This window comes from Pseudoalteromonas prydzensis, from assembly GCF_001661495.1.
Classification (GTDB): domain Bacteria; phylum Pseudomonadota; class Gammaproteobacteria; order Enterobacterales; family Alteromonadaceae; genus Pseudoalteromonas; species Pseudoalteromonas prydzensis.
The window spans coordinates 189,385-204,510 of the sequence record NZ_BDDT01000003.1 but is presented as its reverse complement, the minus strand read 5'-3'; the positions used below and the strand labels follow the sequence as shown (position 1 = coordinate 204,510).

The 15,126-nt window shown below is 40.4% G+C and carries 9 protein-coding genes; 4 read left to right on the top strand and 5 right to left on the bottom strand.

Translation table 11 applies throughout. The annotated features are described in order from the left end of the window. The first annotated feature begins 45 nt into the window (after positions 1-45). Positions 46-984 carry an ABC transporter ATP-binding protein gene (locus A7968_RS08260; RefSeq protein WP_064666110.1) on the top strand — a complete coding sequence of 313 codons (939 nt, stop codon included), beginning with the start codon at positions 46-48 and terminating at the stop codon, positions 982-984. Next, positions 981-2,189, top strand: coding sequence for an ABC transporter permease (locus tag A7968_RS08255; protein WP_064666109.1), 1,209 nt, complete (start codon positions 981-983; stop codon positions 2,187-2,189). Before A7968_RS08260 ends, A7968_RS08255 begins: the two co-directional genes overlap by 4 nt. A 66-nt stretch (positions 2,190-2,255) precedes the next feature. On the opposite strand, the gene A7968_RS08250 is transcribed toward A7968_RS08255, so the two are convergent. Next, positions 2,256-2,804, bottom strand: a complete 549-nt coding sequence (locus A7968_RS08250) for a TIGR00645 family protein (RefSeq protein WP_064666108.1) — start codon at positions 2,802-2,804, stop codon at positions 2,256-2,258. A gap of 217 nt (positions 2,805-3,021) precedes the next feature. Here A7968_RS08250 and A7968_RS08245 point away from each other — a divergent pair, with 217 nt between their 5' ends. Next, the gene (locus A7968_RS08245; protein WP_064666107.1) at positions 3,022-3,264 is read left to right on the top strand and encodes a hypothetical protein; all 243 of its coding nucleotides are present in this window, start codon (positions 3,022-3,024) and stop codon (positions 3,262-3,264) included. 116 nt (positions 3,265-3,380) lie between these two features. Here A7968_RS08245 and topA read toward each other — a convergent pair whose 3' ends face one another. Together topA and A7968_RS08235 are read right to left on the bottom strand one after the other, a co-directional pair. Further along, entirely contained in the window at positions 3,381-6,083 is a 2,703-nt protein-coding gene (topA, locus tag A7968_RS08240) for a type I DNA topoisomerase (protein WP_064666106.1), read from the bottom strand. Positions 6,084-6,342: 259 nt separating this feature from the next. Next, positions 6,343-9,768 (bottom strand): Ig-like domain-containing protein, encoded by a 3,426-nt coding sequence (locus tag A7968_RS08235; protein WP_064666105.1) that lies wholly within the window; start codon positions 9,766-9,768, stop codon positions 6,343-6,345. A 205-nt stretch (positions 9,769-9,973) separates the two neighbouring features. Here A7968_RS08235 and A7968_RS08230 point away from each other — a divergent pair, with 205 nt between their 5' ends. Then, positions 9,974-11,305, top strand: coding sequence for a dicarboxylate/amino acid:cation symporter (locus tag A7968_RS08230; RefSeq protein WP_064666104.1), 1,332 nt, complete (start codon positions 9,974-9,976; stop codon positions 11,303-11,305). A gap of 87 nt (positions 11,306-11,392) precedes the next feature. Here the strand turns inward: A7968_RS08230 and sohB are convergent, their stop codons facing one another. Together sohB and A7968_RS08220 are read right to left on the bottom strand one after the other, a co-directional pair. After that, entirely contained in the window at positions 11,393-12,409 is a 1,017-nt protein-coding gene (gene sohB, locus A7968_RS08225) for a protease SohB (protein ID WP_064666103.1), read from the bottom strand. A 95-nt stretch (positions 12,410-12,504) separates the two neighbouring features. Next, positions 12,505-14,967 carry a VolA/Pla-1 family phospholipase gene (locus A7968_RS08220; RefSeq protein WP_064666102.1) on the bottom strand — a complete coding sequence of 821 codons (2,463 nt, stop codon included), beginning with the start codon at positions 14,965-14,967 and terminating at the stop codon, positions 12,505-12,507. Between the last annotated feature and the right edge of the window lie 159 nt (positions 14,968-15,126).

Below are 15,126 nucleotides of genomic sequence, written 5' to 3'. Positions count from 1 at the left end.
ATAGCTTTTAACTATTAAGATAAGAAAAAACAATGTAGGGAACACATGTCTTTAATCATTAATAATCTTGTGAAACGCCACCAAAACGTTGTGGCCGTGAATAAACTCTCTTTTGAGGTGCAAGCGGGAGAAATTTTTGCTCTGCTTGGCCCCAATGGTGCGGGTAAATCATCGTTAGTCAAAATGCTTGTTGGCTTTTCCAGCCCAAACAGCGGCTCCATTGAACTGACTGATGATGGACACACTTATAAGTCAATCCCAGCTCACTTACTTGGATATTTACCAGAGGATCGTGGCCTCTACCCAGAAAAAACACTAAAACAAAATCTACAATTTTTTGCTGCATTACACGGCGTAAAAGATAGCGAATTTACGCAGCGATGTGCCTATTGGTTAGGCAAGTTTAATTTAACTGAGCGCTTAAACGATCCTCTAAAATCACTCTCAAAAGGGAATCAGCAAAAAATCCAATTGATCACGGCTATTTTACATAAGCCTAAATGGGTGATTTTGGATGAGCCTTTTTCTGGTCTAGATCCAATTAACCAAGAATTAGTTGTTGAGTTTTTAGCCCAATTAAGAAAACAAGGAATGACCGTTATTTTAAGCGCCCACCAAATGGCCATGGTAGAAAAACTCGCTGATCGGGTATTGCTGTTAAACCAAGGTGAAAGTGTATTATATGGCAAACTAAGTGACATACTCGCAAATGCACAGAGTAAAATCATTCACGTCGCTTTTAAAGAAGCGCTGACGTCGCAAACCATTAGCCAGCTGAATGAAACGTATTGCGTAGAGCACATACAAGATCATCAATTAGCCATTACATTGACAGAGCAGCAATCGCTTAATCAATTGCTCTCTCAGTTACTAACTATTGGCGAAGTGTGTGAGTTTAAAAATCAAGCTCAATCACTGCATGCAATTTATTTACACGCGGTTGCCGAGCATAACGCGCAACGAGTGCAAGGGACAACACTATGAGTAAATCAGCATTAACTCAACAACAGTTATGGACTGTTGCTAAATGGGAATTCTTACACTTTTTCAAACTTAAACAAGAGATCATTTCAAAGTTGATCATGCTCGCCATTGCTGGGGTTATTTATCTGTTTGCCACTGCGAGCAATCAGTTAGAAGACAGCTATCATTTAGCAAGTAATCAGCCGTTTAGCATAAAAACAGAGCCGACAGCAACGCAATTTAAATTTACCAAACACGATGACTTGACCGCCATCATTGCAAATTTAGCTGAAGATACTGAGTATGACGGCGTGCTTGAATTTGACCAAGCAACACATACTTATACCTTAATAACCGCGGTGAAATCTGCATGGCAAACGTCATTGCAATCGCTCCTCACAGCACAATTGCAACAAACTCAATTTGATAGTTTAGGCTTAAGCGAGCAACAGCTGCTAGGGTTAACTAAAAATATTGCAATTGAGCATAAAGTACTTGATGAGCTTTTGAAAAATCAAGCTGATCGCAGTCAGACATACACCGCATTTGGGGTATTGATATTACTCTTTGTTGCAATGTTTGGCGTATTTGGTCAGCTGTTTGTAAGTATAACTGGCGAAAAACAAAACCGTGTCACCGAGCAATTGCTGGCGACTATGACGGCGCAAACATGGATCGATGGAAAGTTACTGGGGCAAATATTGCTTGCAGTCAAAACCATGCTTAGCACGCTATTGTCGATTGTATTATCTATGCTGTTTTTTACTGTGGTGATTAAACAACAAGCGCTTGATTTACATTTTGTGAATTGGTCATTGCTGCCTTGGTTTTTTGCCTTTGCGATTGCTGGACTTAGCATCTGCGCCGCATTTATGGCCGCTGTTGCAGCTGGAATTGATGACCCTAACCACAGCAGTAAAAGCGCTTTAATGATGCTTCCGCTAGCTCCGATTGCTATTGCTTTTTTTGTTATAGAATCACCAAATAGTATTTTAACTATTGCACTTAGCTACTTGCCTATTACTGCATTTGCCGTAATGCCGGTACGCATGTCGGTAGTTGAACTTTCATTTTGGCAACCGCTGCTATCACTATTATTAAGCATCATTTGCTTTTATTACTTACGTATTTTTGCCGCGCGCACTTTTAAAATGGGTATGAATATGTATGCAAAAGAGCCGAGCCTAAAAGTGATGTGGCAAAGTATATTTAATTCTAAGGCCTGATAATTAATCGGCTCACCTACGTTTTAACAATTTAAACAAGCAGCGAGCCTTTGTCTCGCTGCCTTTTTAATGGTTGTGTGTTTTACTATTAATAAAATCAGTCAAGGCAAACATCACGCCTGAAATAACAAAAGTAACGTGGATAATCACCTTCCACAATAACTCATCACTGCTGTGACTAGTTGAACTAATAAATACTTTTAATAGCTCTACCGCTGAAATAGCGACAATCGCACTAATCAATTTCATTTTTAGGCCAGAAAAACCTACCTTCCCCATCCATGCTGGGCGATCTTCATGATTCCCTATATTGAGCTTAGAAACGAAATTTTCATAGCCACTAAAAATAATGATCAACAATAAGCCTGCCAGTAATGCGGTATCAACGAGGGTTAATATTCCTACTAATAACTGCTCATTAGTGGCATTAAATGTATTAACTGCCATATGAAACAGGTATTTAAAAAATTTTAACAGTAGCAGTACGATGGCAACAAGCAAGCCAATAAAAAAAGGGGCAAGTAACCATCGGGCCCGAAAAATACAGCTTTCAACAAATTGTTCTAATTTAGATGCAGTACGCGGCTTAATTTCTGGTGGTTGGCTGTGAGACATATTTGTTCCTAAAATAGTTAGTCCACTAAGATAGCATTTTATAAAATGACTACCCTAGTTAAATTACATTATATTTGTCTTTACGATAAAAATATTTCGTTATCTTTTATTGTCATTTCGTTTAAAAATCCACTTACCAACAGCGTCTTGCTTGATTGGAACACTCTTGTTTTTAACTATAAAAAACAATTGTCACTACTTTTTTAGGAATGAACGAATGAAAAAAGCATTGCTAACACTTATCGTCGCACCTCTGTTTGCTGTTTATACAACATTTGCAGTTGCAGATGATGCTGTTGACGCTTCAGCCGAAACAATTAAAGAATACACAGAAATGTGTCTAAACTGGGCTAAAGACGACGACATCAGCAATGAAGAGCTTAAGCCATACGTTTTAAAATGCGTTAATGATGAGCTTGAGTCTGAAGGCTACAAAAAGGTCACTGACGTAAATATTTAATCTCAAAATTGCCATTGCGAAATTTTGATATAAAAAAACCGGGATGACACAAGGGTGTGCATTCCGGTTTTTTTTGACTTGAAAAACCACAAATAACCTAGGTATTTGCGGTTAGCTTACTCAGCGTCTTTTTTGGCTTTAGTTGCTTTTTTAGGCGTTGCTTTTTTGTCCGCTGCTTTCTTTTTAGGTGCAGCTTTCTTCTTCGCCTCTTCAACCCACTTTCCTGCATTATAATGTGCAGTCCAACCAGTTGCCTTACCGTCAACCTCAGTCATTACATATTGTTCTTTATTCTTACGACTATAACGAACAATTGCTAAGTTACCATCAGGATCTTTTACTGGTGCATCCGCAAGGTAATAAAACTTAGGTGAAATCCGATCTCTAAAACGTTGTAACTCTTCCACTTTAGGGGCGCGAGTTTCGCGTGATTTAGGGAAAGTATTCGCTGCTAAGAAAATACCAGCAGCACCGTCACGTAGCACAAAGTATGCATCCGATTTTTCACATTCAAGTTCAGGTAACTGGACTGGATCTTCTTTTGGCGGCGCAGCTTCACCATTACGTAGTAATTTACGAGTGTTCTTACATTCATCATTACTACAGCCAAAATATTTACCAAAACGACCTGACTTAAGCTGCATATCTGATGAACACTTATCACATTCAATGATAGGGCCATCATAACCTTTGATTTTAAACGTGCCCTGCTCAACTACATAACCCTTACAAGCAGGGTTGTTACCACAGACATGTAATTTGCGAGTTTCGTCTATAAGGTACGAATCCATTGCCGTTTCACATATTGGGCAACGCTTCATTTGCATTAATGTTTCGGTTTCAACATCTTCCACATCAGCTGCAACTGCTTCGTCACCTGACACTAAATTCATGGTTGTAGTACAACGTTCTTTAGGCGGTAAGTTATAACCCGTACACCCTAAGAATACCCCCGTTGAGGCAGTGCGAATACCCATTTTTCTACCACAAGTTGGGCAGTCAATGTCGGTTTCAACCATTTCATTTTTACGCATCCCCCCTTCTTCTTCTTCGCCACTGGCTAAAGTCAATTGCGTAGAAAAATCAGCGTAAAATTTATCAAGTACTTGAGTCCAGACTCGCTCGCCTTCAGCGATGTCATCTAAGCGACCTTCCATTTTTGCAGTAAAGTCAAAGTTCATCAGATCAGTAAAGTTCTCAACTAATCTATCCGTAACAATCTCACCCATTTTTTCTGCAAAGAACCGGCGGTTTTCAACGCGCACATAACCACGATCTTGAATCGTTGAGATAATTGACGCATACGTAGATGGACGGCCAATACCTCGTTTTTCAAGCTCTTTAACTAAACTCGCTTCACTAAAGCGCGCCGGCGGCTTAGTAAAGTGCTGTTTAGGGTCAAGCTCAACAAGGCTTAATATCTCGCCTTCTGTTATTGCTGGCAAAGATTGGTCTTCTTCATTCTTCTTACGCACTGCAGGTTGTACTCGAGTCCAACCATCAAAACGTAACACACGCCCTTTCGCTTTGAGCTGAAAATCAGCGGCATTCACAGTTAAGGTTGTTAAATCATATTCCGCAGCAACCATCTGACAGGCAACAAATTGGCGCCAAATTAGCTCATAAAGTTTTTTCGCATCAGGGTCTACGCCATCTAAATGACCAGACAATACCGTAACACTTGAAGGACGAATTGCTTCATGCGCCTCTTGTGCATTTCCTTTTGAACTATAATTAACAGGCTCTTTCGGTAAATACTTATCGCCGTATTGCTCGTTTACATAATCACGACACATAGCCACCGCATCTTTCGACAAATTCGTCGAGTCAGTACGCATATAAGTGATGTAACCGGCTTCATACAAACGTTGTGCTAACATCATGGTCTTTTTAACACCATAGCCTAAGCGAGTACTGGCAGCTTGTTGCATAGTTGAAGTAATAAGTGGCGCACTAGGGCGACTTTTACTTGGCTTTTCTTCTACACTGACAACTTTATATTCAGCCTTTTCTAGTACTGCAGTTGCAGCCATAGCTTGGGCTTGGTTAACTGGTTTAAAGGCTTTATCGCCTTGTTTAACGACTTCTAAACGAAGGTTAGATTCAGAATTTTTGACATCCGCATGAATATCCCAGAATTCCTCAGGGATAAATGCTTTGATCTCGCGCTCACGCTCCACCAATAAACGTACTGCAACAGACTGTACGCGTCCAGCCGATAAACCGCGGGCAACTTTAGCCCATAATAATGGCGACACCATAAAACCAACCACACGGTCTAAAAAGCGACGAGTCTGCTGGGCATAGACCATGTCGGTATTTAGCTCTCCAGGTGCTTCAAAGGCAGCCTGAATGGCATTTTTAGTGATCTCGTTAAATACTACGCGTTTATATTTTTCTGGCTCGCCACCAATGATCTCTTGCAGGTGCCAAGCTATTGCTTCCCCTTCTCTATCCAAATCCGTTGCGAGATAGATTTGGTCAGCATTTTCAGCAAGCTTTTGTAATTCTTGAACAACTTTTTCTTTACCTGGTAATACTTCGTAATGTGGCTGCCAACCTTGCTCTGGATCAATCCCCATTCGAGCAACTAGATTAGTATAATCACGCTGTTTTTTGTACGCGGCCTTTTCTTCTGGTGCCATTTTTCGCACTTCTGCAGGTGTTTTTACAGCAGCCGTTTTGGTTTTGCCTGAACCGGAGGTAGGAAGATCTCGTACATGCCCAATAGAGGACTTGACGATAAAATCGTTTCCTAAATATTTATTAATTGTTTTAGCCTTAGCAGGAGACTCTACAATTACTAGCGATTTGCCCATAGTTGCCTATTTCTAACCAAGTATTTTAAATGTGTTTTGCCCATTTACGGGCGCGAATATTTATAGGTATATCTACAAACACCAATTGTTACAAGCTTTTAATACAAACTTTTCTGTTTTTAATGATTAATTAAACAATTATTGCCGTTAATTTAGACAAAACGATGTTTTTCGGTATTTGCAGTGGAATATATAGAATAGCAACAAAAATGCCAACCTTAAGGTTGGCATTTATTAATTTATACTGGTTCGCTTAAAATTAACCAGCGTCTTTAATTGCCAGTTGTGCGACCGTTTCAACTTCTCTAGGTGTAGTGAAGCTCACTGATAAAAAGCCACTTTGACTTTTATTTGGTTCAGTCTCACGACTGATCGAAAGTGGAATTGAATGTGCTGCTGTTGCTGCACTTTCCAGCATTGCAAATCCATCTATACCACTGTATTTACCATTATCTGAACTAATTGAAACAGCTGTACCTGAAGGTATTGGATTGTTATACCGATCAGAGTAATACAATGCAAAAGATAATGCCTCAAGTTCGTTACCGTCAACTGCTGAAGGACTCAGATCAATGGTACCCAAATCACAGTAGTTTGTATCATCTGTAGGATCTAATGCGACAACTAAACTAGTAGCTGAATTTCCAGCCTCTGCATAAATCGAGCTACAACTTTGAATGTCCAATGCCAACTGAACAGCATTAGCTGTCAATATAGTATTTCCATTACCATCCAAAATTGGTGCACCTGTGTTATCAACTTCAAATTCATTTAATGAACTTGCAAATTGATTTTCCAACTCTGATTTTGTAACGACAAAGCGGCTATATACTGTGCTTCCTGACATGACAATGACAAATGAATCACGAACATCAATTAAATCTTTCGTACATAAGCTTGCAAACGAAGCTCCTGGTGCAGGTGTGGTTGCATCTTCTGTACACAACAATCCATTGTACTTGCCATCAGCTAAGGTATGCATAGCATTTTGGTCAATATCAAAGCTTTCCTCTAAATGCGCGCCATTTGTATTCGTTGGGCTACATGGATTGCTTGCATCCCCCTCATTACAAAAACGAGCACCTTTAACTGTTTGCGCGTTAATAGGGTCATAGATACCAGCGAGGCCGTCGTAAATACCATTTTCGTTATGATCGACAAACGCTTCTGGTAAATCATAGCCGCTGTAGTATTCATTGGTATCGAATCGGCCATTACCATTAATATCAATAAACGACTCTTGCCCTTTCGCAGTTGCAAGTACAGTTACTCGACCACCTAATGGCACACCTAGCGGGCTCTGCCTATTATTTAAAATCCCAGCTAAACAAGGCGCTGCTGTACTTCCCATATATAAATCGCAATTTATCGCGTTAGTTTTTGGGTTTATAGAGCTAACTTCATTCCCCCACTTCGATTGCGAAAATGGTTTAGGATTTTGACTTCTCCACTGCGCACTACATTTTCCATCAAGAGTACGACATTCTAATTGCGGGTTAAATTGTTCACCATCTAGCGTGCCAACAGCTCCACCTTCTGTTGTTAAGTAGACTGCAGTACCATCAGGCACAGGATTATTAAAATGATCCGCCAAATACACTGAAATCTCATTTAAAACACCAACATAATCTAGCGCTTCAATATTAATAACATCAGCAGCAGCAGTAAAACTATTACCATCGGGCAGACCAGAACTAATAGATACTAAATCAGAGACTGAGATAACTTGATTGTCTAGCGCAACTAACGACATCTCACCTTGTGGACACGATGCCGTTTTATCACGTACTGCAGGATCTTTTTGACATTCAAGGTAAACATCCTGCCAACATGTAATATCATCGGCTTGGTTTTCAGGTATTTGTTCATCCGGAATAAAGCAAGCTTGCACTCGCACAGCAGCTGGAACAAAACCGGCATTTATTTGTACTCGTGCTAAACCGTCTGCATCCGTGAAAACGCGGTCATGGGATAAACTAATACCGCCATTTTCTGCACTTAAGCGAAAATCGATTCGTTTACTTGGCACTACTTTGCCAATTTTATCTTTTAGTTTAAATGTTATTTCAGAGGTTTCTGAGCGTGACTGACCACCCGTGCTCTTCAGTGCTATAACTGATTCTGTCGCATCAACAAATTCTATGGATTCTATTGCCGCACTTGAAACTGGGATATTGACTGTTTTTACAACTGGCGCTCCACCAGTTAGTACTGTTGCAGTTATCGTATCTCCTTGTGCAGCGCTACAGCCATTTGTACGATACGTAGCCGTTGCTACACCACTTATACTCGTAGTACTGGTATCCATGACAGATAACTCATTCTGAACACAGCCAGAGGTAAATTCTACATCGAGATTTGAAACAACCAAGTTGCCTTCTGAGTCGAAAATTTTAACCGTGATTACAGTCGTAGCACCTGCTGCCAGTGGAATAAACTCATCTGCTATAATGTTGCCATCAGCATCAAGTTTATTATATAAGCCATTATTAATAGTAACGGTTAGATCAGCAGTCGCAATTTCAAACGCTTTTTTATTGTCAGCTGATTTAGCCGTTGCAGTAATTTCACCGGCACCACTGTTGGCGCCTGGTTGTAGTTTTAATAAAGCAAAACCAAAGTTATCAGTTAACGCTTTTCCAGATTCTGGTAACAAACTGCCTAGATCAGTGGTTGCTTCGCTAATAATACCTGCAAAACCGTCACCTGAACTTGTATCTGTTACTTTAACTAAAACATCTATCAATTCTTCTGATGAAAACTGGTTTACTTCAACACAACCAGACGTAAGATAAGTTGACTCTAAGGATACTGAGCTTCGGTTAGTATCCCAACCGTCATTACAGCCTTTCAAAAGTTTAACATCTACACTTGCAACAGCAGTAGCAATTGACGCGTCATCGCCACTGGAAATGAAGCCAAGCACCTTAGTTACCGCATCACTATTTTCAGGCTGATAACTCGCTATAACTTGCCCAGCCCCTTTTAACGTACCGCTGCTGAGTGTAACTTTAGCAATACCATTTTCATTAGTCAGCGCAGTGCCTAATTCAGGGGTTATCTTACCGGTAAAGTTCGCTGTAAAACTTATCAGCTGTCCAGCAAGTGGAACGCCACTTTCTGTAAGCGTTGCGGTTACCACCCCTTTATTATTTTTACTCACTGGGTTTACTTCTGTAAAAGCAGCTCCAGACTGATCCAGTATTTGTAAATTAAGGGCATAAGTTCCAACGACACTGGTATCTCCGCCATCTCCAGCTGAGGTAAATGCAAAGGTAGCTGAATAAGATTGCTCTTCCCCAGTAAAGGTTGCTGTGACTTGACCTGCCCCTGCAGTGGTGCCAGCAAAGAGTTGAATACGTGCTAGACCATCACTGTCTGTCAAGGCGGAACCAGAAGAAGGGTTTAGTGAACCGATATTATCGACTAATGTAAACGCAACCCGCTGATTAGCAACAGCCGCGCCATTTTTCATCACCTTAGCTCTGAGTTCCAGCGGCGTTTCATTTGCTACCTGATTTGCTTGTTCACCGGTACTAACAGAAAAACCTTGAACGGTAATAGTGTATTCTGCATTCTCTTCACCACCAACCGTTCCACCTTCTTTTTGAAGTGTTCCACCGCCACCACACGCCGTGATCAAAAAACTTAACATTACGACACTGAGCCATCGCATTAAAGGCATTGCCCTCTCCCTAGCGTTTGTTATTAATTATTTAAATATAAAATTTACCCAATATTAACCTATATCAAGCTTTAAAATCACAACTTTTATTACTTTTTTATGGTTTTTTTTGAGCGATATTTTTTTTCATATTTATCATTTTTTTCTGTATAAAAATCTACATGCTGGTAGGCTATGGCAAATTTATAAAAAATAGATTGTTACTATGTCAAAAATCCGTTCAATGAGTTTAACCACCCGTATCATGATTGGTATGTTTTTGGGTGTTGCTGTAGGTTTTATTTTCCAAGCAATATTAGCTGGCGAAGACGATTATCTAATCCCACTTGGATTATTCTCTTTGCCAATTAAGAGCTTTTTTGTTGATGGTTTATTTCATATTGGTGGACAAATATTTATCGCCAGTTTGAAAATGCTAGTTGTGCCATTAGTATTTGTCTCACTTGTTTGTGGTACCTGTAGTTTAAGTGACCCGAAAAAATTAGGCCGATTAGGCGGAAAATCAATCGGCCTGTACCTTATAACTACTGCTATTGCGATCACAGTGGCAATTACCTTGGCATTATTAGTGAATCCCGGTGAAGGCATTAATTTACCTTCTGACGCTACTTATAGCGCAAAAGAAGCACCAACCCTTGCGCAAGTTATCATTGGCATGTTCCCAACCAATCCGATTGATGCGATGGCCAGTGGTAACATGCTACAGGTTATTGTTTTTGCATTGCTGTTTGGTATTGCCATGGCACTTAGTGGCAGCGCAGGTAAACGAGTCGCGGCCGTTTTTGAAGATTTAAATACCGTTATCTTAAAATTAGTTACCCTATTAATGAACGTAGCACCTTATGGGGTGTTCTGTTTAATGGCGAAACTATTTACCACCATTGAGCTGAACTTAATCGTCAGCTTAGCTAAATACTTTGGTGTGGTGATGGCGGCGCTTGCTATTCATGCGTTTGTTAACTACACCATTTTATTAAAGCTATTAACAGGCTTAAACCCAATCATATTTTTAAAGAAAATGAAGCACGCATGCCTGTTTGGTTTTAGTACTTCCAGTTCAAGTGCGACTATGCCTATCACCTTAGAAACCGCCACCAAAAAATTAGGCGCAAAGAACTCAGTTGCTTCATTCACAATACCACTGGGTGCAACCATCAACATGGATGGCACGGCAATTATGCAAGGTGTTGCAACGGTGTTTATAGCGCAAGTATTCAGTGTTGACTTAACCATTTCCGATTACTTAATGGTCATTCTAACCGCAACGCTCGCCTCTGTCGGCACCGCAGGTGTGCCAGGTGTAGGCTTGATCATGCTTGCCATGGTACTTAATCAAGTAGGCTTACCTGTAGAAGGGATTGCAATCATCATCGGTGTTGACAGATTACTCGATATGACGCGTACCGCAGTGAATGTAACAGGCGACTGTATGGTAACCTGCGTAGTGGCTAAATCTGAAGGTCAATTGGATGAGGACGTATTTAACGACCCTGATGCAGCCAAAGATTTAGAGGATTATCATAAATCCACTGACTAAGCATTTTGTGTAACCGTCAGCAATAAAAAACCCGCAAAATAGCGGGTTTTTTATTATCTAAACAGCGTTAATTAAAGTACGGTCAAACTATGGGTTTAAGCCTTTAAAACGAGAAACTAACGATATACCCGTTTTATTAACTGTGTTACTCAGGCCAATAGCAAACTTATCACTGAGGCTCTTTTTAATTTTATAATGTACTTTATAAATTTGTCGCTCATTTTGATGACTGAGTAAGGTATCATCACTGGTTTGAATTTTATCAACCAGACCTTTATCCATTGCTTGAGTTGCAAACCAATGCTCGCCTGTTGCAACTAAATTAATATCTAGGCTAGGACGTTGGCTGCTGACAAACTGTTTGAATAAATCATGGGTTTGTTCTATTTCATCTTTAAATTTTTCTCGCGCTTTATCGGTATTTTCACCGAATAGCGTTAACGTGCGTTTAAACTCTCCAGCGGTTATCTGTTCAAAATCAACATCATTTTTCTTGAGAATTTTATTAAAGTTTGGAATTTGCGCTATCACACCAATTGAGCCAACAATAGCAAACGGTGCGGCAACTATTTCATCGGCCACACAGGCCATCATATAGCCACCACTGGCTGCTACTTTGTCTATTGAAACGCAAAGGTGAATACCTTTATCTTTCAAGCGTTGCAGCTGAGATGCAGCTAAACCATAACCATGCACAACACCGCCACCACTTTCTAATCTAACCAGTACTTTGTCTTGTTTAGGATCAGCAATTGAGATGATCGCGGTAATTTCTTCGCGCAAGCTGTCGACTTCATGTGCATCCATACTGCCATTAAAATCAATGACATATAAACGTGGTTTCGACTCTTCATCAGTGATTTTTTTAGCCTCATTCTTTTGTGCTTTATGGTGCGCTTTTAATGCTTTTTTAGATAACGTACTTTCAATAAAGTTATTTTTTAAATCATCGAGTTGCTCTGAGAGATCATCAATCTCAATTTCACCTTTTTTACTTTTAGGCTTTACCGCTGCAGCAACACTTATCAAGATGATTGCAGCAATGGCAATCACAAAAGTCGCGGTTTTAGCTAAAAACAAGCCGTACTCATATAAAAATTCCAATTGTATTCTCCATATAAAAATTTCACCTAATTTACCATTCAAACAAAAAAAAGCCACTTTTCAGTGGCTTTTCATCTTTTTAGTACACGATGAAATTAGTCAGTGACAATCTCTGTGTTATTGATTGATAACGCAAGGCCACGTGTTGCTAAATAACTGGCAATTTGTAATTGCATTTCAGTTGTCGCTGCGGCGCTATCTTCTACCGTTGAGCCTGCAGCTTCATTTGGTGCAGGTGTGAGTACTGAACTGTGATGTCCTTTAGTAAATTTCACTAGGTAACTCATGCCCTCACCCGTTGGCGCTTGCGATTGGGTTACTGTTGTTAAGCCCATTAAATTAGCTAATGGCAATGAACCCGCAAGTGGGTTATTCACTGTTGTTGGCGGAATAACTTGATCTGGTTTATTACCAGCGCCGTCACCAACCACCACATTCATATAAACAGGCGTGCCAAGTGCTTGTACCGTTGCGGCATAATTTGTTGGATCGCCACTATCAAGTGCCGTTTGTGCAGCAAATGAGAATTGCGTCATTACACCCTGAATGTTAGCAATTTTCGCGCTTTCACCTGCAACAGTCAAAGCAGCAATATATTCAGGGTAAGCACACGTTACATAAGCTTGTTGATTAGCAATAACAGCACCACAGTTAGATACGGCATCCGTTTCAAGGAAAGTTGCAAATTCAGCTGATTCAGCAGTGCCTGCGGCTAATAATACAGAGCCTTGCACAAATGGCCCGAAAGAAGCAGACTCAAGTAAGAAGCTGGCAATCCCGCCGCCGCCACTTGCTAAAGCGACGGTATTGACTTTAAATAGGCCATCAACTTGTTCATCTAATGGATTATTAGCTTGGGCAATAAAAGCAGGTGCGACAACTGAACCCAAAGAATGACCAATGAATGATACATCTTGACTATTTAAAGACGTGTCATTGGTCAGATTCAAACCTAAACGAAGACCAAGTAAATCAGCTGCTGACTGTCTTAAATTATCACGGGCAACTAATAACGATTGTAAATTCATATACGCAAGGACAGAACCCGTTGATGCGTTAAAGTCATCTACACCGTCGTTATCTACATCAATACCACGCTCACCATGCACTGGATGGTCAATGGCAACCGTTGCAAAACCTTGAATCGCTAAACTCGCCGTTAACGCCAGCATATCTTCTTTTTTAGAGGTTATACCGTGTTGCATAATCACAATAGGCCAACCACCCGCAGGCATTTCAATGGCAGGCAAGCCTAATTGCCCACGTACATCATTGATCACAGGTAAAATTGGCTTAGTCACTTGCACCGGCACATCATTTAGGCTCTGTGTTTTAGGGAGCGAATTGTATTTTGTTAAATGCCTTGTTGTATCTAATCCAAAATCACGTAATTGGCCACCACTTAATGCCTGACATGTCGCATCATTAATACTAACTGGTTCAGTTGGGAAGTCTTCGCCCTTCGCAGCCTTATAACCTAATACTGCCACAGCGTTATCACACATACCCTGCCAGTAAGTAGCCGCTAAATCAGAGATTTCCTTGCCAGTCGGTTGCGATAAATACATAGGTAAGGTCACACTACCTTTTTGATACTGCACACCATTAAATGCTGGTGAAAGCCCTGTTATACCTTGAGAAGCGAACACTTGCGTTACCGTTAACATTTGTTGTTCAGGAATTTGTACTACAGGTTTCGGCAATGCTGGATTTTCTAAACTTGCCGCTAGCAGCTTTTTAATATTAGCCAATACCGGGCCTACCGATTGAATCGTCATTGCTGCTGAGAAAATAATTTCATCTTTGGCAATTGCTCCACCTGATGTAATTACATTTTCGTAACTATTGATCACACCTTGCAGAGCTAGTTGCGACTCAGTAATTAATGGCGCTTCTTGTTTAACCAAACCATAAGTGGCAGATGGTTCGATAGAACGCCCTGCAGAATCTTTTAAGTTAGTGGTTAATACATTTATGTAAGAACTACCGGCTTTAAACGGCTTTAATGGAATGATTGCAACGGCATCACCACTGGCTTTGGTTATAAAGTCAACGCCAAAAGTAAGTTCGCCTAGCAATTTACATGCAATTCCAGCTGGAACTTGCGAACACTCTGCATCGGTTAAACTTGCGCCCATCACCACTTCAAAAATGCGCACAGCGCCTGGTGCTGCAGCTGAGGCTTGATCTAAACTCAACTTAGGTTGTGGCGTAGTCGCTGAACTGACATCCACAGGAAAGGTTAAATCAATCTTATAAGGGACTTGGCTTGACCAGCCATCTAGTGCCCCTAATGCTAATGATGGGTTCGCATAGGCTGCTCGTGGCACAGACGTGCCACTGGCATCTAACTCACCTGGTATGTTAATAGTGCCATCTTTTGTGCCGCTCATTAATAAATCATTTGGCACTGAGATCACCCCATTTGCTGGGTCAAATTTCACCGTAGCAGCAGGAATAACCGGTGGTGTGTCGTTTTTAACATCTTCTAACGTTTCACCGCCGCCACAACCAGCTAGAGCAGCTGTAATTGCAAGTGAGAGTAGCATTTTTTTCATGTTGTTTGCTCCGCACGTAATCTTTTTTTTATGTGTGTGTTTAATTAAATTCTTTTAAGTTATAGCGTAATATTTGGTTAAAATATTGTAATTAGATTATTAATAAGACATTAGACCAGTTAAAGTTAACGTAAAGTTTCAAATTTCGCCACCTTATTT